The sequence below is a fragment of the Brevibacterium permense genome (assembly GCF_013280495.1).
Taxonomy (GTDB): domain Bacteria; phylum Actinomycetota; class Actinomycetes; order Actinomycetales; family Brevibacteriaceae; genus Brevibacterium; species Brevibacterium permense.
In genome coordinates, this window is sequence record NZ_JABSSX010000003.1 from 212,056 (window position 1) to 237,139 (window position 25,084).

Genomic DNA, 25,084 nt, shown 5'->3' on the forward strand with positions numbered 1-25,084 from the left:
GACTGTGACCATGGTCATCGATCTCCACGTGCACACCGCATTTTCGGACGGGACCCAAACCCCGTCCGAACTCATTTCAGAAGCCTCGATGGAGGGCATCGACGTCGTCGGACTCACCGACCACGACACCACCGCAGGTTGGACCCTTGCCGAAGATGCCGCCCGCGTCTACGGGCTCGGCCTGGTGAGGGGAATGGAGATCTCCTGTCGCTACGAGGGCATCAGCGTGCACCTGCTCTCCTACCTCCACGACCCGTACGATACGGGGCTGGCCGAGGTCGTGCAGGAGACGAGGCGGGCGAGACTCGATCGCACTCACCTCATCATCGAACGATTGGCCGAAGACTATCCGATCGACATGGATGCGGTCCTCTCCGTCTCGGGAGAGGACGCCACGATCGGACGTCCGCATATCGCCGATGCGCTGGTCGCGGCCGGCGTCGTCGAGTCCCGCACCGAAGCGTTCTCGTCGATTCTGTCCAGCCAGGGAAAATATCATGTGTCCCTGCCGACGATCGATCCGATCACCGCGATCGGGCTGATTCGGGAGGCCGGGGGAGTCTCGGTCTTCGCCCATCCGCGCGCGGCCATGCGCGGTCGGGTCGTGCCCGATTCGGCGATGACCGAATTCATCGCCGCCGGTCTCGACGGGCTCGAGGTCGACCATAGGGACAACCCTCCGCAGGAGCGAGAGGCGATGCGACGTCTGGCGCATGAGCACGACCTCATCGTCACCGGCTCCAGCGATTATCACGGCACGGGCAAACCCAACCGCCTCGGCGAGCACGTCACTTCCGACCATATGCTCGCGAAGCTTCTCGAGCGTGCGGCTTCACGGCCCGGCGGGGTCGACTACATCCAGAGCTGAGCCCGGCTCCGAGCTGTGCCAGCCTTCATCTGGCGGCTGAGATCAGCCGAGGATTCGGCGGACGCAGCGCATGCGCGTGATGGATGATGAAGCGTGCGAACATCATCGGTCACAGAATCGAACGCGATCAGGGCTCGAGTCGAATACAGGATGCACGTAGGGCCCCGACCGAGTGGTCGGGGCCCTACGTGCAGACGTTACGGAGAATAGGTCTCGCCAGCGGAGAGGTCAGTCCTCGCTGGAGTCGGTGGCCGGGTGACCGCCCTGACCCGCCTGGCCGCCCTGCGCGCGGTTGATCGGCTTGCCGCCGCGGGTGCGGCGCCGTGAGCGCTGGCGGCGCGGCTTGCGGCTCTCCTCGCCGGATGCGGACGAGGCGTCACGACGGTCGGATGAGCCGCCTCGGCGAGAATCCGAACGGCCACGGCCGGAACCGCGACGATCGGACCCACGGGCCTGGCGCTCACCGGTGGACTTCTCGTCCTCGCCTTCGGGGTGCTGGCGCGGCAGCCGGCCCTTGGTGCCCTTCGGGATGCCGAGGTCGGAGAAGAAGTGCGGGGACGTCGAATAGGTTTCGACTGGTTCGTCGAAATCGAGTCCGAGGGCCTTGTTGATGAGACGCCAGCGGGGCATGTCATCCCAGTCGACCAGGGTCATGGCGACACCGGAGTTGCCGGCTCGACCGGTACGTCCGATGCGATGGACGTAGGTCTTCTCGTCCTCAGGGCACTGGTAGTTCACGACATGGGTGACATCGTCGATGTCGATTCCGCGGGCCGCGACATCCGTGGCCACGAGCACGTCGACCTTTCCGTCGCGGAAGGACTTCAGAGCCTTCTCGCGCTGTGACTGACCGAGATCGCCGTGGAGAGCCTTGACCGCGAAACCGCGATCCTCGAGTTCGGCGGCGAGTTTGTCGGCGGTGCGCTTGGTGCGGGTGAAGATGATCGTGCGGCCACGGCCCTCGGCCTGGAGCATGCGGGCGACGAGCTCGGATTTGTCCATCGAATGGGCGCGGTAGACGAACTGCGTCGTGTTCTTGCCCGTCAGCGACAGGTCCTCATGGTCCTGGGCGCGGATGTGGGTGGGCTGGTTCATGTAGCGGCGGGCGAGGGTGATGACCGCCCCCGGCATCGTCGCGGAGAACAGCATCGTCTGCCGGTGGGCGGGTACCGCGTTGATGATCTTCTCGACGTCGGGCAGGAAGCCGAGGTCGAGCATCTCATCGGCTTCGTCGAGGACGACGGTGCGGACGCGGTGGAGCTTGAGGATCTTGCGACCGTAGAGATCGAGGAGGCGGCCGGGGGTGCCGACGACGACGTCGACGCCGGACTTCAGCCGGTTGATCTGCGGATCGAAGTCCATGCCGCCGTAGATGGTCATGATGTCTATGTCACGCTGCACCGAGGCGGTGACGAGGTCGGCCGCGACCTGCTTGGCCAGCTCACGGGTGGGAACGACCACGAGGGCCTGCGGCAGCCGCGGCTCCTTGGCATCGCCCACGCTGTCGGGAGTCGAATCGGGGTCAGAGGTGACCGACGAGTCCTCGGTCTTGCCGACGACACGCTGGAGCAGGGGGATTCCGAATCCCAGGGTCTTCCCGGTACCCGTCTTCGCCTGCCCGATGATGTCGGCGCCCGACAGTGCTACGGGCAGTGTCAGTGCCTGAATGGGGAAGGGGTGGGTGATTCCTGCCGAGGCCAGCGAGGCCACGATCGGTCCGGCGACTCCCAGCTCCGCGAAATCCGCTTCTGTCTCCGCCATATTCCAAACTCCTTTTAGCGCGTACGCGCTTGTCATGGTGCGAACCGGTAGTCTTGAACTATGCCCGATTCTGTCCCATTGGCCGGTAATGATGCTGCAACGCTCGCACTTCTGGCGTTCGGCGAGCTGACCGGTTTCGAACGTATGGCCACAAACGCGACGACCGCAGCGGATCTGGATGACAAGGTCATCCTGGCGCGGCTGGCCTCTCAGTCATTCGCGAACTTCGAACAGCTCTCACAGCACATCGATCAGATGGGCCAGGATGTGATCGAGCTCTGTCAGCATTTCGAACCGACCTTCAGCACTCTGGCTGAAAGGACTCGTCCTCGCGACTGGTACGAAAGCCTCATGAAGGGATTCGTCTTCGACGGAATCATGAATGATTTCTACCGCACGGCGGTGGACGAACTCGCGGAGCCCGGATACAGCCTGGCTATTGCAATTCTCGATGATACACGTGCCAGCGAATATGCGCGCAATCGTCTGACATCCGAAGTGGCCGTCGACACACAGCTGGCCTCGCGGCTGGCCCTGTGGGGCCGCAAGCTCGTCGCCGAGACCCTGGGACGGGCACGCAGTCTGCTCACCGATCCGTTCCTCGGCCTCGACGAAGATCTCGTCGTCGAACTGATCCCGGCGGTGACGTCGAATCACTCGAAGCGGATGTCGGCGCTCGGTCTCGTCGCCTGATCACAGGATAGACGCCTGCACCGGCAGCGGACCACGATTCCGCGTCGGCAGCACGAATCTGCGACGGACTCACGATCCCGCGACGGACTCACGGTTCCGCCGCGAACGCGGAAGGGCCCCGGTCGTTGCGACCGGGGCCCTTCCGCTCAGGCGCAGCTCAGGCGCTGAAGCCTACGCGACGTGAAGTCTCGGCACCGATTTCGAGGTAGCCGAGCGAGGCGGAGGGAACGTAGACCTGACGGCCCTTCGTATCGGTGAAGGTCAGCAGCCCATCGGACTGGATCTTCTCTTCGATGCGGGCGGCGAGAGCCTTCGCATCCTCGTCCGTTTCGAGGGTGATCTCGCGCTGAGTCTGCTTGACGCCGATCTTGATTTCCATGCTGCTCCTTGTGCCGATGCTCGGTGATCGATGACGGATTGGACTGTGTTCAGCTTAACGTCCGCAGGCTTGGGTTTCTTCCCCATGGATTCCGCTGAAGGCTGAGCGGCCGGTGGAACGTCAGCGATCCGCGAACGACCGCAGTCCGCCCCAACTCATCTGGGTGAGCAGTTCGACGGCTGTGTCGACGTCGACACCGCGATGAGAGTCGATCTGCTTGACGACGACCTCGGCGGTGCCGATGAGAGCCCGGCACAGCAGCTGTGCCTCATCGTCGCTGAGGCGGGCGAAGTTCTTCAGCGCCGACACGACCCGTGTAGCCGAACTCTCCCGCAGCGCGCGCAGCTTCTGTTCGGCTTTCGGCTCGTAGACGTCCGAATTGAAGATGATGACGAACTCTTCGCGGTGTGAGACCACGAAGTCGAAATACGCGCGATAGGTCGCGTGGACCTGCTCATGCGGATCGGTGGTCGATCCCAGAGCTTCGGCGAGCCGAGAGTCGAGCAGCGCCGCCGAGGAATCGATGAGCGCCAGGTAGAGGTCCTGCTTCGAATCGAAGTGCTGATAGAGCACGGGCTTGGACACACCGGCTGCCTCGGCGATCATGTCCATTGAGGTCGTCCGATATCCACGGGTGGCGAAAACGGAGCGTGCGACTCCCACTAATTGGTCGCGGCGCTGGTCACGGGGCAATCTCTGTTGTGGACTCGACATTCTTCAATGCTACGCGAAGACAGGCTGTGCACCGGGCATCCGCGCTGTCACATTGACGACGCGCCGGTCAGGGGCTCGGAAGTCTCATGTCAGCGGGCCGTGATGGAATACGAGTATGGATGAGATGACGCAGCGGATGGGCAGCACCCTGCTCTCCGGCGGCTGCCTGAATATCATCGGGCGGCCGGGAACCGGGAAGACGACTCTGCTCGAGTCGCTCTATGCACAGCTGGTGTCGACGATCGACCCCGCCTCGGTCCTCGTTCTCACACCCGACCGTGATCACGCCGATGTGCTGCGCAATCGTCTCGAGCTGCCCGCTGACGCGGTTCTCTCCTCCGCCCCGGCCCGCAGTCTGGCGTCGTTCGCGTACGGGATCGCCCGTGCCGCACATACGACGCGGACCGGGGAGGACCTCGAATTCATCTCCGGTGCCGATCAGGATGTGTTCCTCGCCGACCTCCTCGCCGGTCACGAACTCGGTCGTTCCCGCGGCCCGGCGTGGCCATCGGAGATCACCGCCGAGGTGCGCTCGACCTCGGCATTCCGAACCGAGGTCCGCGATGCGCTCAACCGAGTGATGGAGTTCGATTTCGGAATGCGCACGCCCGACACGTCGCCGGAGATCGCGGAGCACGTGTTCGACTTCGGTCGCAGCGCCTTGGATCGTGCCCTTGCCGACAACCCCGACCCTCGGTGGGAGGCCGTGGCTGAGATCCTCGACGAATATCTGGGCATCATGTCCATGCCCGGATACGGGGGCGTCGACTCCGCGACCGTTCTCGCCCTCGCCGCTTTCGAGATCCTCCGCGAACCCGCCGAGGTGACGGCCGGACGTTCGTGGACGTTCGCCCCCGACCGATTGCCCACAGTGGTTCTGGCCGACGGGGTCCAGGACTTCCCTGCCGCCAGTTGGGGAATCCTCGAACAACTGCGCGCCAGGGGGAGTGCCATCGCTATGTTCGGCTCGCCCGAGACGGTGACCGGACGTTTCCACGGAGCCGACGCGTCGATCATCGATCGGGCGACGGCCGAGGCCGGCTTCGCAACGGTCGTGCTCGATCGTCAGTGGGATGTCGACCCTGCATTGGCGACAACCATCGACGGCTTCGGAGCCAGGATCACCACGCGCTGGTCGACCGGTCATATGCCGCGCCCACGTCCCCTCGAGGATGCTGTTGATTCTGCGGCTTCCGCTGAGGCATCAGCGAGCGTGCCGCAATCAGCTCCGACAGCGGCACCTGTTGAAGGGCTGTCTCCCGTGTCGTCCGAGCCTGCCGTGGAGACGCACGTATTCGAGGGCAGTGCGTCCGGACACCGATATCTGGCCCGTCGGATCATGAACTTCGTCGAACAGGGGCACAGCTGGTCCGATGTCGCACTCATCTGCCGCAATTCGTCGAGTGCTCGCGCGATCGCCAATGAGCTGAGAGCCTCAGGGGTCTCGATCGCCACTCTCATGCAGCCGCTCAATGTCGACCCCGCGACCGCACCGTTGTTGGACCTGCTTTCGACCGCCCCTGATTTCGACGATGACGAGTCGATCGCCGACCTCGCTCTGTCCCTGGCCGGCAGCATCTACGTCCGTCTCGACCCCGTGCAGATCCGCCGGTTCCGACGAGCAGTGCGCAGACAGTTCCCTGCATCCAGCAGCACGGCGTCGCTGGCTCAGGCACTGCGCAGCCCGATCGACGATTCGTCCCCACAGGGACTGGCCACGATCTCACGGATGCTCCACGCCGCTGCTGAGGTCGGCACCACCGACCCCCACCAAGCGCTCTGGAGCATCTGGGACGCGGCCGGAGTCGCTGAGAGATGGCAGATCGAAGCCCTGCGCGACCCGGAATCGGTGACCAACGGCTATCTCGATTCGGTGCTCCGGCTGTTCGCGCTGGCCGAGAAGATCGCCGACCGCGGCGGTTTCACCGCTCGCTCGTTCGCCGGCATCGTCGCCGAACAGGACATCGCCCAGGACTCCCTGGCCGATACCGCAGGATTCGCCGATCACGTGCTGGTGGGCACCCCGTCCTCACTGGCCCATGTGCGTGTGCCTCTGGTGATCATCGCCGAAGTCAACGAAGGCGTCTGGCCGAACCCGAAGCTGCGCGGCGGAATCCTCGGCCTCACCGATCTCACAGCGGTGCTCGCCACAGGCGAGACGGTCACCGGTGACCCCGGATACCACGCGCATGCGAAACGGACGAATCTGCGCGAAGAGGGCGAGCTGTTCTTCACCGCGCTCAGCCGAGCCCAGGAGCACGTGATCGTCACCGCCGTCACCGATGCGGAGACAGAACCGTCCCCGTTCTTCGATGTGCTCGCCGCAGGCTCCGCCAAAGGCACCGAAGCGGCCGACGGCTATGCGATCACCCACGAGGATGAGCTGCCTCCGCTGACGGTGCCGGAGATGGCAGCACATGCCCGCGCTCATCTGCTGCAAACGGCTGCCGCGGCCGATGTCGAAGCTGCGGGGTCATCGTCGGCGCTTGTGGACGCCACCACGACTCACAGCTCCGAAAGCTCCGCGATTCCGGACGCGGACACGCAGTCATGGGCGGCGCTGATGCGGGCGCTCTCAGCTGGCGGTGGGGCGGTGGGGTCACCGACGCAGTGGCGGGAGGCTGAGGACATCACCACGAATGAGCCGCTCTTCACCGACTCCGATACGGTTCGCGTGTCACCCTCCCAGGTCGAAGCATTCACCGACTGCTCTCTGCGGTGGTTCCTCACCCGTAACGGCGGTGACCGCCCGATGTCGACAGCCCAAAGTCTCGGAACCATCATCCACGCCGCCGCCGAGAACTATCCGGAGGGCCCCACCTCCGCGATCCGCAGCTTCGTGGAAACTGAGTTCGAGTCCTTGGAATTCGACGCAGAATGGGAACGCGAACGGGAATTCGACGTGGCGATGAGCATGGCCGACCGCCTCGGCGAATACATCAAGAAGACTCCTGGCCGCCTCGTCGGAGTCGAAGCACAGGTCTATGCGGTCGGTGTCGACTCGAACGGACGCGAGTGGAAGGTCACCGGACGCCTCGACCGAGTGGAGGAAGTCGAGGGCGGGCTGCGCATCGTCGACTTCAAGACCGGCAGGAACGTCGTCGCCGGCAAGGAGATGGACCGGCATGCGCAGCTGGGTGTGTATCAGGAAGCCATCAATTCCGGGACCATCAGGATCGGAGAGGACCAGGAGCTCGACGCACACGCTTTCGGCGCTGAACTCGTCTTCCTGCGCAAGTCGGCTCGCACTGTTCGGGAGCAGTCGGCGCTCGACGTCGATGAGAATCCCGACTGGGCGCGTGAACTCATCGACGACGTGTCCGGCAGGATGCGTGCCGCGAGCTTCCCTGCACGGGTGGACCCGCAGAAGTGCAAGTCGTGCCCCGTCCGATCATCGTGCCCGGCGATCGGCCCGAAGATGTTGGAGGAGAACTGATGCGCTTCACCGCCGAGCGGCTTGCCGAGCTCACGGCCGCCGACCCTGCCCAGGCCTTCCCCCCGAGCCCGGAGCAGAAAGTGATCATCGAGGCCGACCCGGCACAGTCGATGAAAGTCACCGCCGGGGCCGGATCGGGAAAGACCACAGTCATCTCGCAGCGCGTGGTGTGGCTGGTCGCCAACGAGTTCGTCTCTCCCGAAGAGATCCTCGGCCTGACCTTCACCCGCAAAGCCGTCGGAGAACTCGGCGGACGCATCCGAGTGCTTCTGTCGCGTCTGCGGCACAACCTCGGCCGGGGTCAGGACCTTTCCCTGCCCGGTCTCGACAATCCGACCGTGTCCACATACAACTCCTACGCCGCGTCCATCGTCAGCGAACACGGGGTGAGCATCGGCATCGAACCCGAAACGGTCCTCCTCGATGACGCCGCGGCACACACAATCGCCGGGAGTCTCATCGATTCGACGGCACCCGATGAGATCCCCGGCGATTTCTCCCGCGAGACGATGATCGCCGACGTCATCGCCCTGGCGGGGCAGATGAATGATCACGGTCGTGATGTCGACGACGTCACGGACTATCTCGAGCAGTGCCTGTCTGCCCTGGTGTCCAGCAAGGGCAAGCCTGTCGATCCCAATGGACGACGGGCGAAACTCGAAGCGAAGATCCGAACGGCCCGACTGGCTGATGCCTATATGCGCGCGAAACGGCGCAATCTGGCCATGGACTTCTCCGACCAGGTGCGTTTCGCCCAACGCATCCTCGACGAGGTGCCCGCCGCGGCCGAGGCCGAGAGAGCCAGGTGGAAGATCGTCCTCCTCGACGAGTTCCAAGACACCTCGGTGGCTCAGCTGAAGCTCTTGCGCGACCTCTTCCACTCCACCGCAGTGACCGCAGTCGGTGATCCCCGCCAGGCCATCTACGGTTGGCGCGGCGCCAGCGCCGACAACATGGTGCGTTTCTCATCGGACTTCCGCGACGTCGAATCCCTGTCGCTGAGCACCAGCTGGCGCAACGATCGCTCGATCCTGCAGGTGGCCAACCGCATCGCCGCCGGACTCGCTGACAGCAACGAGTCCCCGCTGTCGGCCCGCGACGGTGCCGGTGAGGGCGAAGTCAGTGTCGAAATCAGCTCGGGTGCCCACGATCCCGATTTCCTCACCGTCGGCCTGCGCGCACTCACGGATTGGTTCCACACGGTCCCCGCAGGTTCCTCGAAAGCCGTGCTGTGCCGCAAACGTGCCCACTTCGCGCCGGTCGCGGCGGCGCTGGAAGCCGCCGGATTCGCTGTGCATGTTCACGGTTCCTCCGGGCTGCTGACCGACCCCTTCGTCGCAGATCTGCGCGCGGTGCTCACCGCTGCGGTCGATCCGATGGCCGGCGACGAGATCATGAGGCTCGTCAGCGGACGCATGCTCGGCCTCGGCGCAGGCGACATCGCGGGGCTGCAGGCCTTCACCCGTCGTCAGACCGAGAGGCGAGCGTCCGAGCGAGCCGAACCGGCCGCCGAGGAGGTCATCGCCGAAGCCATCGACCAGGCGACGATCGTCGAAGGCATCGATGAGCTCATCGAAGTGCAGCGCGTCCTCGACCAAGGAGCGCGGACAGCTGCCGACAGGGGACTCATCGCCGACTATCAGCAGTCCGGTCTGAGCTTGGAGGCGCTGCATCGTCTGGTCCGGGTGGCTCGCGCGCTGCGGGCCACCCGGTCGGGAACCGGCACCGTGGCTTCGATCATCCGCACCGCGATGTCCGAGACCGGAATCGATTCGGATATCTGGGGCCTCAGCGATTCGCTGCGCAATCTGCACAGAGCCTCCGTCGACTCATTCCTCTCCGCAGCCAGCCAGTACTCGGCCACCGATGACAAACCCTCGATCACAGGCTTCCTGTCCTGGCTCAGTCTCATGGAAGCTCATGATGCGCTGAGCGTCGCCGAGCCGACGACGGCAGCCGATGCGATCAACATCATGACCGTCCATGCCTCGAAGGGTCTGGAGTTCGACGCCGTCGCCGTTCCGTCTCTGGTGGTAAAAGACTTTCCCACCGAGCCGCGGGACAAGGAAGGGTGGATGGATCGCACGGCTCTGCCGTACCCGTTGCGCGGTGACCGCGCACACCTCGTCGACTTCGACCTGCGGGAGGCCGAATTCGAGACGAAGAAGGCCCTGGATGAGTGGATCGGAGACTTCATCCGTCCACGGATCGCCGACGCGCACGAGGGGGAGGAGCGACGCCTCGCCTACGTGGCGTTCACCCGTGCGAAGAGGCATCTGTGGCTCGGGGCGGAACTGATGGGTTCGCGTGCGGTTCCCGACGACCCCTCGCCCTTCCTCACCGAAGCGATCGACGCCTTGGGCCTCGAATTGGAGATTCCGGAGCCTGCCGACGACACGGCGGAGGACCGCATCGAGACCACTCCATGGCCGGTGCCGCGCACGAAGCAGGTCGCCGCCGCACAGCGAGCAGCCGGTTGGGTCGAAGCGAGCCCGGACGTCAGCTTGGAGACCTTGGCCGAGAACCCGGGAACGATCGGGCGCTTCGCCGCTCAGGCTCTGCGCATCGGGGACCGACCCGAAGCGGTGTCCGCTGCGGGCATGCCCGACCGTCTGTCGGCAACGGCCCTGGTCGCATGGAGGAGGGACCCGCAGGGTTTCCGGACGCAGACCCTGCGTCCGATCCCGGCTCCGCCCAGCCGGGCGGCCGAGATCGGAACGACCTTCCATTCCTGGGTGGAACAGCACTTCGGCCAGTCGAGCATCGATATCGGCGAAGACGAATCGGTGAGACCGATCGACGCCGCGACGGTCGAACGGCTGCAGGCGACGTTCTCAGCCTCCGAGTTCGCGACGCGTCGGGCCGACCATGTGGAGATGTCCTTCGAACTCGTCCTCGGCAGATTCCGGGTGCCGGGGAAGATCGATGCGGTCTTCATCACCGGGGACCATGCCGAGGTTGTGGATTGGAAGACCTCGAAGAAGCCCGATGCGGCAGTGCTCGAAGTGATGAAATGGCAGCTGGCGCTCTACCGGTTCGCGATTCTCAGGGTGCATCCGGAGATCGCCGAGGTGACAGGGACGTTCTATTTCGTCGGCAGTGACGACATCGTGCAGTTCACCGATCTGCCTGACGAGGCCGAAGTCGTCGAATGGCTGGAAGCCAACGACATGGGCTGAGATCAGCGGATCCGGCCGGTCTCTTCCCCGTCCCGGCCGGTCTCTTCCCCGTCATCAGTTTCGTCGGTGTCTCGATTCGGCTCGGTCCGCACCTGCGATCCCGGCTCGGAGTCGAACTCCGAATCGTCATCCGAGGGCGCCGACGGAGGCTGAGCTCCGGGAATGAACACATCGTGGGCTGCGGTCTCCGTGATCGCGGCTTCCACGTCGGGAGCATCAGCCGCTGCCGGAGCAGAGGAATTCGGGGCCGCTCCGCGAGTGTCTCCACGGTCTTCAGGTTCGGTCGCGGACTCAGAAGTCGGTTCCTCGGCAGAGGCGGCTGCATCGGCGGAAGAACCGAACAGGACCTCATTGAACGAGCTGAGAAGCCCGGCGGCATCCTCGACGGCGGTCTCATCCCCGGAGTCGACTGCCTCGAGCAGCCAGTCGAGCACCGCGAATTCGGCCAACAGCTCGGCGCGGGCAATGACATGTTCATCGGCGCGGGGCCGGGAGTTGCGGTACTCGTCGTAGAAGGTCGGCAGGGCGGCAGGATCGATCAGCGCGGAGGCCGCCGCCAGATCGATGGCCGGATCTGCGACGCGCAGACGACCGATCTCGGCGAGTGCGAGCACTCGCTCCTGATCGGTATAGACGCTCGTCTCATCGAGAGAGCCGTGGATGGGCGTGGCGAGGAAATGCCAGAGCGCCACCTTCTCGAACTCCTCCTCCCAATGCTGCAGCAGAGACGACGGAACTCGTCCGGTGCTCGCCGCCTGATCGAGGCGCTCAAGGATGAGGAACTGTGATCGAGAGGGATCCTCCACCGGAAAACCGGCATCGGAGACGGGCTCGGGCGCAGCCGAATGCAGAGTCGCCAGCGCTTGGGCCAGCGAACTGGCCCGCGCAGTGTCGGAGATGGGCACATCTCCCAGAGGCGCACCTGGCAGCGGATCGGCCAGTGTCACAGTCGTCGGGGACGACGTGTCGAAATAGTCGGCGTCCACCTCGGTGATGGCCCGCAGACGCGGCCATACGAAGTCAGCGTGTGGATACATGGACTCGTAGATTCGTCCCGCCTCGGCTGCTGAGCCGATGTCCGCGGTCCGATCGAGCTGGGTCTGAGCCGTTGCGACGAGCTGCTGATCGTCATTGCCGAGCAGGACTCTGACTCCGGCATCCAGCGGCGGCAGGGGTGTCCATGTCGTCGGGACGAAGCCGTCGAGCATCGTCGCCGCGATCGCAGTCAACTTGAGCGCCTTGGTATCCACCTTCCCCAATCTACCGTCTGGGTTCGGCTGAGACACGGGACTCGCCGTCGAGCGTGTCTGCCGAGGGGACATTCGGGCCCTGTCAGGCATTCACGGCCGCGGTCGTCGTGTCAGGACGCTGAGATATCGTGGAGGGCATGAAACCATTGCCTCCAGTGCAGCCGATCAGCCTCGCCCGACACGGAATCGATCGGGACCATCTGACTCGGGGCCAAGACGGAGAACTCAGCGAGATCTGGGCCTCAGGGGCCCTCGCCGTCTTCGAACATCGCGGATCGCTGCTCGTCGCCGGTGGTGGGCTCTTCCTGACCGACCGCGAAGCTGTGCCGGCGGGCCAGACGGAGGTCTACCTCGGACAAGACCCACAGGGCACCCGCTACATCGGAGTGTCCTTGGACGACGACGGTCGCAGCCACGTCGATTCCCGATTGGACGCCTCGCGCGCCCGGGACGCCACCGATCTGCTGACTGCGCCAGGAGAGGGGATCGACAGTTCCGAACCCGTCTGGCTCACCCTGGGTCATCTCGCCGAAGCCCTTGACGATGTGCAGGTATCCCTGGCCTGCGAGATCGTCGGTTTGGGAAACTGGCATCGTGCACACCGGTTCTCCCCGCGCACCGGCACCCCGACCACTCCGATCATGGGCGGATGGGTGCGCCGCGATCCGGAGACCGGAAGCGAACACTTTCCCCGCACCGATCCGGCGGTCATCGTCGTCATCGTCAACACCGATGAGGACGGAGTCGAACGTGTCCTGTTGGGAAACAACGCCGCCTGGGAGTCCGACCGGTATTCGCTCCTGGCCGGATTCGTCGAACCGGGTGAGACGCTCGAGCACGCGGTGATCCGCGAGATCTGGGAAGAAGCTCATCTCGAAGTCACTGACCCTCGGTATCTGGGCTCTCAGCCGTGGCCGTTTCCCTGCTCGCTCATGCTCGGCTTCTCGGCCGTCGCTCCCAGCCGAGACTTCGCCGCCGACGAGGCGGAGATCGCCTCGCTGCGCTGGTTCACCCGGGTGGAGCTGCGCGCTGCCATTGCGAACGGCGAGGTGCGCGCTCCATCGACGATCTCCATCGCCGGTCAGCTACTGTGCAGCTGGTTGGACAACGCATGAACGCTTCGGCCACGGCCCTGCTCGAGGCCTTGGACGAGGAACAGCGCGCCGTCGCCACCCACTTCGACTCAACGGTGATCGTCCTCGCCGGTGCCGGCACCGGTAAGACCCGCGCCATGACGCACCGGATCGCCTTTGGAATTGCGTCCGAGGTGTTCCCTGCCAACCATGTCCTCGCGCTGACATTCACCGCCAAGGCGGCGGGGGAGATGCGCTCACGTCTGCGCGGACTCGGAGTCCCCGCGGTCCAAGCCCGCACGTTCCACTCCGCAGCGCTGCGCCAGCTGCGATTCTTCTGGGACCGGTTCGCCGAAGGAGACTTTCCGCGGATCATCGAGAACAAGGCGGGCATCATCGGCTCGGTCATGCAGAGCCTCGGGTTGGAGACCAGTCGGGAACTGACCAGAGACGTCGCGTCGGAGATCGAGTTCGCGGCGTCGTCCCTGCTCGGCGTCGACGACTATGCGACGAAGGCAGCGGCCCGGGACCTCCCCGGTCAGCTGAGCGTCGACGACATGGTGCGGATCTTCGAAGCCTACGGGGAGGCGAAGACACGGGGACGGCTGCTCGATTTCGACGATGTGCTCCTCGTGCTCTCGGGAGTTCTCGCCGAGTATCCGGCGATCGCGGCCGAGATCCGTGAACAATACAGGCATTTCGTCGTCGACGAATTCCAAGACGTCTCGCCGCTCCAATACGATGTTCTCTCCCGGTGGCTGGGCCCCCGTGACAATCTCTGCGTCGTCGGTGATCCCGCTCAGACCATCTACACCTTCGCGGGAGCCGATGCGAGCCTGCTCGGTTCGCTCAGCACGTCGATGCCCGAGGCCAGAACGATCCGCCTGGTGCGCAACTACCGTTCGTCCCAGGCCATTGTGTCCACGGCGAACAATCTGCTGCGACACACCTCTCGGACCGCGCTGACCCTGCGGACCGACAACCCGATGGGCCGGCAGCCGCGCATGGTGGAGTATCCGACCGACGAAGCCGAGGCCACCGGGGTCGTCCAGGCCATCTCGGCGGAGATCCAGGCCGGACGGCGTCCGCGCAACATCGCAGTTCTCTTCCGCACGAACGGACAGAGTCCCTCCTACGAACAGGCACTGGCCGCAGCCGGAATTCCCTATGTGCTGCGCGGCGGAGAGCGCTTCTTCGCACGGAAAGAGGTCAAGGAGGCCGTTCTCATGCTCAAGGCCGCACGCGCGACCTCGAGCGGACAGCGTCTGACCGAAGCCGTGACAGAGGTTCTCGGCTCTCTCGGATTCACCCGAGAGCCGCCGGCCGCCGGAGCCGGCAGACAGCGTTGGGAATCTCTCAAAGCCCTCGTCGACCTCGCCGAGGAGCATCAGCACGGTCAGGAACTTCCTGTGCCGATGGAGGTCTTCCTCAGCGACCTGGCGGATCGTGCCGAGCACCAGTTCGCTCCGGACATCGAAGGCGTCACTCTGGCGTCGTTCCACGCTGCGAAAGGCCTGGAATGGGACAGCGTGCACCTGGTGGGTCTCAGCGAAGGCCTGCTGCCCATCAGCTATGCCCAGACGCCTCGAGCCATCGCTGAGGAACGCCGCCTGTTCTACGTGGCGCTGACGCGTGCAGGCACAGACCTGCGGATGAGCTGGTCGCTGGCACGGTTCGACTCCAAACAGAAACCGAGAAGGTCATCACGCTTCCTCGCCGAACTCGGTCAGTCCGGACCGACGATGGGAGATGGCCGCACAGCGTCGAACTCCGCGGCACTCAACCGCTGCCGCGGCTGTGGGAGGCCATTGGTCTCGCACATCGACCGCGCAGTCGGACGATGTTCGGACTGTCCCGCCGACATCGATCTCGAGCTGCTGGACCGTCTGCGCCGCTGGCGGGTCCGCACCGGGATGGAGCAGGGACTGCCGCCTTACCTCGTGCTCACGGACACCTCGCTGTCAGTCATCGCGGAGGTCCGTCCCCGCACACTCGACGAACTTGCGCGGGTCCCCGGCATCGGTGCGACGAAGCTCGAACTCTACGGAACTCACCTACTGGGTCTGCTCGGCGACTGACCCGAAATCCGGGACCGGCGTGCGACACTGGCAGCGATCGTGGAAGGTCATCCCACTATCCGTGACCTCGCCGGCATCCAAGGTGACCACGCGTCGGATCGGTGGTGTTTCGGGGCGCAGCAGCGCCTGACGAAGCATCTGAACAACATGCGCCGAACCGAGGAAGCGTGCGGCGGGATCGCTCAGGCTCTCACGCTCCGGCAGGGCACGCAGACGCGGATGCTGATCGAGCCAACCGGCATCGCTGTCCTTCCGATGCAGGCAGGAACACACAGAGCACGGTGTCGAACCGGGCCGGATGAGTCCCGTGATCTCCACAGACTGCTCACCGAGGACGACCTGACAGTGGTCGACTTCGCGATCACTGAGCCACATGGCGGAATTGAGATCCGGAACCAGGTGAGAACTCGCGACCACCACCGGTGAACCCATGAGATCGAGCTCCTCGACACGGCGAGCCGCGGCGACGGCGAATCCGAGAGCCGCCAGCTGCCCTTCGACATGGGAGCGCAATGGACCCGTGACCAGTACGGGCCGGGACCCGAGGACCTGGGAGACCCGATCCGGCGACAGATTGAATATGCGCGCCGCGGCGAAAACCGGGGACCCCTTCGGCACGGCGCCGCCGTCGCCGTCGGCCGGAATGAGGACGCCCGCCTCGCCGAGGAGGGTGATGAGGGAGCTCGCCCTACTGAGGTCGACCCCGAGCTCCTGAGCGCGTGAATAGAACTGGGCCGAGCCGATCCCGAGACGGAGATCTTCGATGAGACTGGCGTCACCGAGCAGCAGCCCATCGATGAGCACAGGATCATCCGCGCCGAACTGGATGCACGAGGACGAACGCCATGTGATGGGAACACTCGGAAAGATTCTGAACATCTCGGCCCCTTCGCCTCGCCATCGTGGAGACTTCCACAGTAGTGAACGAGAGACAGAATGGCCACGGCAGGAGAAAAGCTGTGGACAACCCTGTGGAAAAACGGCTGAGGACAGACCGGAAACGCGTCCCGGCATGCCCTCAGCCGCATAGTGCCCCAGGCGCTCGCGAGGACTCGTGCGGCTTCCCCTTCCGCACGCATCCTCGGGTTTTCCGGGGTCAGCATAGAACTTATTCCGCAAAAGCCTCCGCGTCAATGCACCGTCATGCACAGACACGTCAACAGCCTGTGGATAACCTGTGGGAATCGCCGCGGAGTCTGTGGAGGAAAGGCGCCTTGGGTGTCGATATGGCTGTTGATAAACACGCTCCCGGGTCGGATCAGCTCCTGTTCTGCGGGGAGTGCGATCTCCGAGGCGGCTGTGGACGGGGGATTCGACCCCCAACTTTTCGGCAGACTCAGGAAACTCACAAACTCCGAAGGCTGTTCGTCTTCAGAACCGCTGCAGAGACGCCGCCACGGTGCCAGTGGCGCTGTCACCGTGTCAGTGCGGTTTCCTATGATGGTCCAGTGAGCAGAGCACAGCGGTGGAGTGAAGAAGAGGTGCTGCGGGCGATTGCCCGGGGTGAGATCGAAGTGCGTCGATCGGCGCGGCGGAAGAAGACCGTCGCTGTCTCGAAAGAGGTCGAGACCTACGTGCTGCGCACTCCCGTTCGCTACAGCGTGGAGCGCAACATCCGTTCGCTGACGGATCTGTTCAATCGCCTCTCCGCCCGTGATCATTCGTCGGATGCCGACCTCGCCGAGCTGGCTGAGGAGATGAGCCGTCGTTTCTTCGGCGGCAGGCTGCGACCGACGTCGATCCGCTGGGTGACGAATCAGAATGTCAGCAGATGGGCGTCAACGACGACGTCGACGGGTGACATCCGCGTCTCCCATCGCCTGCAGGCCGTGCCGCGGTGGGTGCTGGAGACGGTCGTCGTCCATGAACTCGTCCATCTCCAGATCGGTCCCCACTCGAAGGAATTCCATGCATTGGCCGATCGCCATCCGCGGCAGACCGACGCAAAGATCTATCTCGAAGGATTCAGTGATGGGGAGCGTTTCAGGCGTGGGGGCTGAGCGCTGACACAGCGGAGCTGAAGAGACCCGGCAGCCGGTCCGGCAGGTCGGGCATGAGGTCAGCGGGCAGTCGGTCCAGGGGAAACCATGCGACATCGAAGGACTCGTCCGACACATTCGGCGAATCGTCAGTCGAAGCCTGGGCTGCGAAGACGACGTCGAAGTGTCGGGTGCAGGTCCCGAATGCGGCCGAGAGGTCATGCACATGCACGTCGATGGGATCTGCAGAGACTCGTGTGAGCGGGTGCAGACCGCTTTCCTCTTCGGCCTCTCTGCGAGCGGCATCACGGAGCGAGGCGTCGGCGGATTCGAGGTGTCCGCCGAACTGACCCCACAGCCCGGCCTTCCGGTGGTGGTTGAGCAGAACCGCCTCGGTGACCGGATCGATGACCAGACAGCTGGCTGTGAGGTGGTGCTCACCCGCGGACCGCTGCAGGGAATCGATGCCCTGCCGGTTGAAGAGCTCCTCGAAGGATTCGGAGAATGAGTTCCGCGGTCCGCGCTCGACTTCCTGCCGGGCGGTTTCGAGATCGATCATTCAGCGATCGTCGCGATCGTCCGAGCTGTCGTCGTCGGGGCTGCTGTCGTCGGTCGGCGCAGTGTCGTTGCGATCCGTCTCTTCGGACTCTGCTCTTGGATCGCTGCCGCCGGCTCCTTCGAGTCCCTCGGCGAGGATGCGGGACAGGGCCTCATCGATGCTCGATTCGTTGGTCCATTCGGCCTGACGCCGCTCGGAATAGCCCAGTGGGTCGTCCAGATCCTGCGTGGTCGGCAGCAGATCCGGATGAGAGAACACGCGGTCGCGGGCTTCGGCGCCGCCCTGAGTCTCAAGGTACGCGAAGAGCGCGGCCGCATCGCGGAGGCGACGTGGGTTGAACTCGAGGCCCACAAGGGTTGAGAAGGTCTTCTCGGCCGGTCCCGCGGTTGCCCGCCGACGGCGCAGCGCTTCGCGGACCTGATCGCGGCCGGGCAGATGCTTGCAGGCCTCATAGACGACGACGTCGACCCACCCTGCGATGACGGCGAGGAGGTTCTCCAACGACGTCAGGGCCTTCTTCTGGTCGTCGGTCGTCGGCGGGTTGAACAGTCCCTGGCGGATATTGTCGCTGAGGTCGGAGATATTCGAAGGATCGATGTTCGACGCCATGTCCTCGATCTGCGAGGTGTCGACCTTCAGCCCCTGCGCATAACGAGTCAGGGCGGTCTCGACCTGGGCGCTCAGCCACGGTGCACGCTCGAACAGAGCGAGGTGGGCGAGCTCCTGAGCCGCGAGGTAAATGCGAACCTCGGAGACGTCGACGTCGATCTCGGAGGCGAACGTTTCGACATTCTGCTCGATGACCACGGCGGTGTCGTGGGGGAGCAGCGGCAGTCCTACCTCGGTGCCGGTGAGGACGCTTTCGGAGAGCGCGCCGACGGCCTGTCCGATCTGCATGGCGAACATCGAATCGCTCATCGATCCGAACATCGACGATGCACCCGCGAGGATGCCCTTCATCTCGGCCGGGACCTGGGACTCGAGCGTGTCGGTCAGGGCCGAGGACATGTTCTCCTTGATGGGCAGCACGAACTTCTGCCAGCCGGGCATCGTCTCCTTGACCCAGTCAGCGCGGCGCAGCGGACGGGCGGAGCGGTTGGCGACGGAGAAGTCAGTGGCCTCTGCGAGCCAGAGCTCGGCCAGGCGGAACGCATCGGTCGTCGCCCGCTCGGCGTCCTCGGACACGGAGGGGTCGGGAGTCGGAACGGCCTTCTGCGCGATCGACACTGCCTGGGCCTGCGGGTCGGCACCCTGGCCGAAGAGTCCCTGCATCTGGCTCATGATCGTGGACATCATCGCCGGATCGATCGAGAAGCCCTGCGGCATGCCCGAGCTGTTCTTGTCGTCTCCCTGACCGGATCCGGGACCATTGGCGCCGAAGAGCATTCCGAAGATCTGCTCGAACGGATTCTGCTCGTTGTTGTTGTCATCGGTCATTGTTCTACAGCCCCCAAGAATCGGTTTGACATCAACGTTAACGGTTCCGAATGTGCGAAGCTTCCCAATTCCGGGAGGTTTCGCAGGATGTTCGCACCGGGCGAAAGGAGTCTGTGAAACGGACGCTGAGGTTTCAACTAGACTGGTGGGGCGGTGCAGCGAAAGGATTACATGACAGAGAACGCCCCTCGGGCCGTGCCGGCGTCACCGGCATCGACACGCGGCACCAAACGACGACGGACTCCACGTCTGGCCACGACCTCGGGCGTCCTCACCTACGTCTTCATCGCGCTGGCCGTGCTTCTGCCGGTTCCGTATATGCTTCAGCTGCCGGGACCGGTTTTCAACACCCTCGGCGACTACCAGGGCGACCCTATGATCAGCGTCTCAGGAGCCAAGACCTATCCGACCGCCGGTCGCATCGACATGCTCACCGTCGCCGTCAGCGGCGGACCCGGCCGCGACATCTTTGCCTCTCAGGCACTCGGCGCACTCATCAACGGCGAACAGACCGTCGTCCCCACTGAGGCGTACTACCCGCTGGACACCACTCGCGACGACGTGACCGAGTCGAATGCGGTCGAGATGTCCTCGAGTCAGGATGTCGCCATCGCCGCCGCCATGGGCCAGATGGACAAGTCGTATTCTGTGCATCTGTCGGTCGATGACGTCGTCGCCGATGCTCCGGCACAGGGCAAGCTGCGCAAGGGAGACCGACTCATGTCGGTCAACGGCAAGAAGCTCGATTCGGACCCCGTTGCAGCGCAGATCATGAGCAGGACCGTGCAGGAGTCGGACTCCGTCGAGCTCGGCATCGAACGCGACGGGAAGTCCAAGACGATCACCCTGACTCCCGCGAAGGTCGACGACCGCAAGGCGATCGGCATCACGATGAAGCAGGACTTCGAATTCCCCGTCGACGTGAAGTTCAACGTCGACGGCGTCGGCGGTCCCTCAGCGGGGACGATGTTCGCCCTGGCCATCATCGATGAGCTCACTCCCGGTGCGATGACTGGCGGCAAGCATGTGGCGGGCACGGGGGAGATCACCCCTGACGGAACGGTCGGCCCGATCGGCGGTGCTCGCCAGAAGGTGGCCGCCGCCACCGAGAAGGGAGCGACGCTGTTCCTCTCGCCTGCCGACAACTGTGCGGAGGTCATGGCCGCCGCAGACCAATCCAAGATCACGGTGGCACGCATCGACACACTCGATGACGCGCAGACCACCGTGGAGCAGTACGCCGCCGGCAACACTTCGGACCTGCCGAAATGTCCCGCCGATGGTGCCGACAACAATGAGAAAGGGCAGTAGTGAGCACCTCGTCCTCACCCACCTCCGCACGCATGCCGGCGAATCGGCCAAGACGTTCGCCGCTGCTGCTCACCCTCGTGTCTGTGGCGATCCTGCTGATCGCCTTCATCGCCTTCACCCAGGTCTACACCGAGGTGCTGTGGTTCCGCCAGATCGACGCAGCGAACGTCTTCCGGACCATGTGGCTCACCCGCGGACTGACATTCCTCGGCGGATTCATCCTCATGGCCGTCCCGGTCTGGCTGAGCCTTCATCTGGCCTACCGCCATCGTCCGGTCTACGCACCGACGACTCCGCGACAGGAGAACCTCGACCGTTATCGTGAGGCCATCGAGCCACTGCGTCGGGTCGCGACGATCGCGATTCCCGCGGTCATGGGTGTCCTCGCCGGCATCACCGCCTCGGCGAATTGGAACACGATCCTCGAATGGATCAACTCGACGTCCTTCGGCTCGAAGGATCCTCAGTTCGGTCTCGACAAGTCGTTCTTCGTCTTCGTCCTACCTGGCCTGCGCCTCATCGGCAACCAGCTGGGCATGGCTCTGCTTCTGGCGCTCATCGCCGCCCTCGTCGCCCATTATCTCTACGGCGGAATCCGTCCGGGCGAGCAGAAGGGCGTCATCCTGACGAAGGCCGCTCAGTGGCAGCTGGGCATCACCGTGGCGGTTCTCGTCATCGTTCAGGCTGGCCGGCTGTGGCTCTCCCGCTACGATCGGATGACCGCTGCCGGCGGGATCGTCCCCGGCGTCACCTACGTCGATGATCATGCCGCGCTGCCGGCCATGGCGATCGTTGCCATCGCCGCCGTGCTGGTCGCACTGCTGTTCGTCTATACCGCGTGGAAGGGCAACTGGCGGATCTCGATCATCGCCACGCTCACCCTCATCGTGCTCGGCGGCGTTTCGATCATCGCGTACCCGGCCCTGCTCCAGCAGTTCCAGGTCAATCCGTCGCAGCAGAGCAAGGAATCCGATTACATCCAGCACAACATCGACGCCACGCGCGATGCGTTCGACTTCGATGACATCGAGGTGACTCCGTATTCGCCGAGCACCACTGGCAAGGAGGGTGACCTGCGCAAGGACGCAGAGACCGCGGCGTCGATCCGCCTCCTGGATCCGAACCTCGTCTCGGATACCTTCCGGCAGCTGCAGCAGGTTCGACCGTACTACTCGTTCCCGCAGAAGCTCGACGTCGATCGCTACAACATCGACGGGGACATGCGCGACACTGTCATCTCGGTGCGTGAACTCGCCCCGAGTTCGGTGAACAACCAGAGCTGGTTCAACCGGGCGATCGTCTACACTCACGGATTCGGTGTGGTCGCAGCCAACGGCAACCAGCGCAACCCGGACGGCGAGCCGCTGTTCATGGAGTCGGATATTCCGCCGAAGGGCGAGTTCCCCGACTACGAACCGCGTGTGTACTTCGGAGAGTCATCTCCGGACTACTCGATCGTCGGCGCACCCAAGGGTGCGACTCCGCGTGAGCTCGACTACCCCTCCGATGAGAAGAGCGGTTCCGGTCAGGTCAACAGCACCTTCTCCGGTGACGGCGGACCGTCGGTGGGCAATGTCTTCAACCGTCTCGCCTACGCCCTGAAGTTCCAGGACGAGCAGATCCTTCTCTCGGACGCGCTGAACGACGAGTCCCAGATCCTCTACGATCGTCACCCGCGTGAGCGTGTGGAGAAGCTCGCACCCTTCCTCAAGGTCGACGGCGATCCGTACCCGGCCGTCGTGGACGGGAAGATCAAGTGGATCCTCGACGGCTACACCACTGCCGAGGACTACCCGTATTCGACACCGCAGCCGCTCCAGCAGGCCACCGAGGATTCGACCACGGCGTCGGCTCCGAATTCGGTGGCGACTCTGCCGGACGATGAGGTCAACTACATCAGGAACTCGGTGAAGATCACCGTCGATGCCTACGACGGTTCTGTCGACATGTACCAGTGGGACAAGGACGATCCGGTCCTGAAGACTTGGATGAAGGTGTTCCCCGGACTCATCAAGTCGTCCTCGGAGATGTCCGGTGACCTGATGAGCCACGTCCGGTACCCGGAGGACATGTTCAAGGTCCAGCGCGACCTGCTCACGAAGTACCATGTCACCTCCGCCAGTGAGTTCTACTCCGGTCAGGACTTCTGGACCCTGCCGACCGATCCGACGACGAAGGCGAGCAGCGGACTGACGCAGCCGCCGTTCTACATGACCCTGCAGATGCCGGGCCAGCAGTCGCCGTCGTTCTCGCTGACGAGCTCGTATATCCCGGCTCGATCGTCCGAGGGGCAGTCGAGAAACAACCTCACCGGGTTCCTCTCTGCCGATGCCGATGCCGGCAATAAGAAGGGCGAGACAGCCGAGGGCTACGGCAAGCTGCGGCTGCTGCAGCTTCCGCGCAACACCACTGTTCCCGGACCTGGTCAGGCGCAGAACAACTTCAATACCGCACCCGATGTGCAGCGCAGTCTGAACCTGCTGCGTCAGGGTGAGTCCGAAGTCGAGAACGGCAACCTGCTGACTCTGCCGATCGGCGGCGGTCTGCTGTACGTCCAGCCGGTCTATGTCCGGTCCGCCGGTGAGACCTCCTATCCGCTGCTGCAGCACGTGCTCGTGGCCTTCGGTGAGGACATCGGGTTCGCTCCGACCCTCGACGAGGCGCTCGACCAGGTGTTCGGCGGAGACTCCGGAGCCTCGGCTGGCGACGCGGGAACCGAGGACAGCGGAGACGGCGAATCGGGATCGACCTCCGGCGGAGAGGACACGGATTCGAAGTCCGGCTCGCCGGACAAGGCTCTCAACGACGCTCTGCAGGAGGCGAAGAAGGCCATGGAGGACTCCGATGCCGCGCTGAAGGACGGCGATTTCGCGGAGTACGGAAAGGCTCAGGACCGTCTGAAGAAGGCGCTCGAGGATGCCGTCGCGGCTGACCCGTCGCTGGCAGAGGACGCGGCGGGCCAGGATTCCTCCGCTCCCGCCTCGGAGCCGGCTGACGGAGGCGGCGACTCGGGCAACTGAGTCTGAAGCGAACCGGTACGGCGCTGTGAGGCCGTGCCGACCGAGTTCGGGCTTTCCGCGACGAACGCCCCTGGGACACCCCAGGGGCGTTCGTCGTTCTCGTTGGAGTATTCGAGACTCGGCATTCGCGCCCTTTGCTCCGAACGCAAGGTACAGACATCGTTCGCGGCGCGGCCCACCTGAGGCTCGGCTTCTGCCGGGACACGAAAGGCAAGCCGCTCCGCCAATCCGGCTAATTGCTACCTGACGGCGGCTCAGCAACCTCGCGCAAGGTTGCTGAGCCGCCGTCAGGTAGGACTAGGACGCTGAGCCGAGCGGTCGGCAGTAATCGGCTCAAAAAGGTCGGTCGGAAACGGGATTGAATGAGAAGAACCCCCAGTCAGAGAACTGACTGGGGGTTCTGCCGCTATCGTGGCGGGGGAGGGATTTGAACCCCCGACCTCCGGGTTATGAGCCCGGCGAGCTACCGAACTGCTCCACCCCGCGGCGTGTTCTTAACTCTACACGAGGGGTCACCTGGCGGCCAAACCGAATACAGGTGACCTCCGCCACATGGTCACTTGCCGTTCATCTGCAGCGGTTGCATCTGGTTGAAAGTTGAACTATAGTCATTCTCGTACTTCAAATTTCAACCAAAAGGAGAAATCATGACTGCTCTGCCTCAGGGACTCACCGCCGGAACCTGGAACATCGACCCCATCCACTCGGAGTTCACCTTCACCGCTCGGCACGCGGGCGTCTCGAAGGTCCGCGGCAACTTCGAAGAGATCGCCGGCAGCGTGAACGTCGGTGAGACCCTCGAAGACAGCGCCGTGTCCGCCGAGGCCTCAGCGAACTCGATCAACACCCGCAACGAACAGCGCGACGGTCACCTCAAGAGCGGTGACTTCTTCCTCGCCGAGGAACACCCGAAGCTGAGCTTCAAGTCGACCGCGATCAAGGCCGACGGCGCCGATGAGTTCGAGACCGTCGGTGAGCTGACGATGCGCGGCGTGACCAAGGAAGTCGCCTTCGCCACCGAATTCGCAGGTGTTGCCACCGACCCGAACGGCAACCAGGTCGCCGGCCTCTCGGCCACCTCCACGGTCAACCGCAAGGACTTCGGAATGTCCTTCGAAGCCGTCCTCGGCGGAGGAGAGCTTCTCGTCTCCGACAAGATCAAGATCGAACTCGAACTCGAACTCGTCAAGGCCTGATGTGCCCTGAGCTTGGCTGCTGATCGGCGCGTGCGCCGACACGGAGCCAGACTCAGCGGGCAGCGTCGCTGCCCGATGCAGAAGGGGCGAACCGCCTATGCGGTTCGCCCCTTCTGGCGTCTTTGGGCGCGGCTATTCATGTCCCTCGGCG

17 protein-coding genes and 1 tRNA gene are annotated in these 25,084 nt (G+C 64.2%); 10 read left to right on the forward strand and 8 right to left on the reverse strand.

All coding sequences use genetic code 11. The features are described 5' to 3' along the window. Positions 1–10: 10 nt before the first annotated feature. The gene (locus HK353_RS06000) at positions 11–868 is read left to right on the forward strand and encodes a PHP domain-containing protein (RefSeq protein ID WP_173153832.1); all 858 of its coding nucleotides are present in this window, start codon (positions 11–13) and stop codon (positions 866–868) included. Between the two features lie 228 nt (positions 869–1,096). Here HK353_RS06000 and HK353_RS06005 read toward each other — a convergent pair whose 3' ends face one another. Further along, on the reverse strand, positions 1,097–2,629 hold the full coding sequence (locus HK353_RS06005) for a DEAD/DEAH box helicase (protein WP_173153835.1): 1,533 nt from the start codon (positions 2,627–2,629) through the stop codon (positions 1,097–1,099). Positions 2,630–2,689: 60 nt separating this feature from the next. Here HK353_RS06005 and HK353_RS06010 point away from each other — a divergent pair, with 60 nt between their 5' ends. Then, a complete protein-coding gene (locus tag HK353_RS06010) occupies positions 2,690–3,322 on the forward strand; it encodes a ferritin-like fold-containing protein (RefSeq protein WP_039210607.1) in 633 nt (210 codons plus the stop codon). Between the two features lie 157 nt (positions 3,323–3,479). Here HK353_RS06010 and HK353_RS06015 read toward each other — a convergent pair whose 3' ends face one another. Continuing rightward, entirely contained in the window at positions 3,480–3,701 is a 222-nt protein-coding gene (locus HK353_RS06015; RefSeq protein ID WP_173153838.1) for a DUF3107 domain-containing protein, read from the reverse strand. A gap of 120 nt (positions 3,702–3,821) precedes the next feature. Then, positions 3,822–4,415 (reverse strand): TetR/AcrR family transcriptional regulator, encoded by a 594-nt coding sequence (locus HK353_RS06020; RefSeq protein ID WP_228281793.1) that lies wholly within the window; start codon positions 4,413–4,415, stop codon positions 3,822–3,824. 115 nt (positions 4,416–4,530) lie between these two features. Between HK353_RS06020 and HK353_RS06025 the strand changes: the two genes are divergently transcribed. Both HK353_RS06025 and HK353_RS06030 read left to right on the forward strand, forming a co-directional pair. Then, positions 4,531–7,851 (forward strand): PD-(D/E)XK nuclease family protein, encoded by a 3,321-nt coding sequence (locus HK353_RS06025; protein WP_173153841.1) that lies wholly within the window; start codon positions 4,531–4,533, stop codon positions 7,849–7,851. Next, positions 7,851–11,030: an ATP-dependent helicase gene (locus HK353_RS06030; RefSeq protein ID WP_173153844.1), complete on the forward strand. Its 3,180-nt coding sequence runs from the start codon at positions 7,851–7,853 to the stop codon at positions 11,028–11,030. Before HK353_RS06025 ends, HK353_RS06030 begins: the two co-directional genes overlap by 1 nt. Before the next feature lie 2 nt (positions 11,031–11,032). Here the strand turns inward: HK353_RS06030 and HK353_RS06035 are convergent, their stop codons facing one another. Then, complete coding sequence (locus HK353_RS06035; RefSeq protein WP_245395821.1) at positions 11,033–12,259, reverse strand: protein kinase family protein; 1,227 nt, start codon at positions 12,257–12,259, stop codon at positions 11,033–11,035. A gap of 158 nt (positions 12,260–12,417) precedes the next feature. Between HK353_RS06035 and nudC the strand changes: the two genes are divergently transcribed. Both nudC and HK353_RS06045 read left to right on the forward strand, forming a co-directional pair. Further along, positions 12,418–13,395: an NAD(+) diphosphatase gene (nudC, locus tag HK353_RS06040; protein WP_173153847.1), complete on the forward strand. Its 978-nt coding sequence runs from the start codon at positions 12,418–12,420 to the stop codon at positions 13,393–13,395. After that, positions 13,392–15,431: an ATP-dependent DNA helicase UvrD2 gene (locus tag HK353_RS06045; RefSeq protein WP_173153850.1), complete on the forward strand. Its 2,040-nt coding sequence runs from the start codon at positions 13,392–13,394 to the stop codon at positions 15,429–15,431. Before nudC ends, HK353_RS06045 begins: the two co-directional genes overlap by 4 nt. Here the strand turns inward: HK353_RS06045 and HK353_RS06050 are convergent. Then, the gene (locus tag HK353_RS06050; protein WP_173153853.1) at positions 15,408–16,310 is read right to left on the reverse strand and encodes a hypothetical protein; all 903 of its coding nucleotides are present in this window, start codon (positions 16,308–16,310) and stop codon (positions 15,408–15,410) included. The genes HK353_RS06045 and HK353_RS06050 overlap by 24 nt on opposite strands. Before the next feature lie 569 nt (positions 16,311–16,879). Between HK353_RS06050 and HK353_RS06055 the strand changes: the two genes are divergently transcribed. Beyond that, a complete protein-coding gene (locus HK353_RS06055; RefSeq protein WP_173153856.1) occupies positions 16,880–17,431 on the forward strand; it encodes a YgjP-like metallopeptidase domain-containing protein in 552 nt (183 codons plus the stop codon). On the opposite strand, the gene HK353_RS06060 is transcribed toward HK353_RS06055, so the two are convergent. Continuing rightward, positions 17,415–17,969: an NUDIX hydrolase gene (locus HK353_RS06060; protein ID WP_173153859.1), complete on the reverse strand. Its 555-nt coding sequence runs from the start codon at positions 17,967–17,969 to the stop codon at positions 17,415–17,417. The two genes, HK353_RS06055 and HK353_RS06060, sit on opposite strands and share 17 nt — an antisense overlap. Further along, positions 17,970–19,406: a zinc-dependent metalloprotease gene (locus tag HK353_RS06065; RefSeq protein WP_173153862.1), complete on the reverse strand. Its 1,437-nt coding sequence runs from the start codon at positions 19,404–19,406 to the stop codon at positions 17,970–17,972. 171 nt (positions 19,407–19,577) lie between these two features. Between HK353_RS06065 and HK353_RS06070 the strand changes: the two genes are divergently transcribed. Together HK353_RS06070 and HK353_RS06075 are read left to right on the forward strand one after the other, a co-directional pair. Further along, the gene (locus HK353_RS06070) at positions 19,578–20,717 is read left to right on the forward strand and encodes a YlbL family protein (RefSeq protein ID WP_173153865.1); all 1,140 of its coding nucleotides are present in this window, start codon (positions 19,578–19,580) and stop codon (positions 20,715–20,717) included. Next, entirely contained in the window at positions 20,717–23,737 is a 3,021-nt protein-coding gene (locus HK353_RS06075; protein WP_342589829.1) for a UPF0182 family membrane protein, read from the forward strand. The genes HK353_RS06070 and HK353_RS06075 overlap by 1 nt, the downstream gene beginning before the upstream one ends. Before the next feature lie 412 nt (positions 23,738–24,149). Here HK353_RS06075 and HK353_RS06080 read toward each other — a convergent pair. Beyond that, positions 24,150–24,223, reverse strand: a tRNA-Met gene (locus HK353_RS06080). A gap of 161 nt (positions 24,224–24,384) precedes the next feature. Here HK353_RS06080 and HK353_RS06085 point away from each other — a divergent pair. Continuing rightward, on the forward strand, positions 24,385–24,933 hold the full coding sequence (locus HK353_RS06085; RefSeq protein ID WP_173153868.1) for a YceI family protein: 549 nt from the start codon (positions 24,385–24,387) through the stop codon (positions 24,931–24,933). The last annotated feature ends 151 nt before the right edge of the window (positions 24,934–25,084 follow it).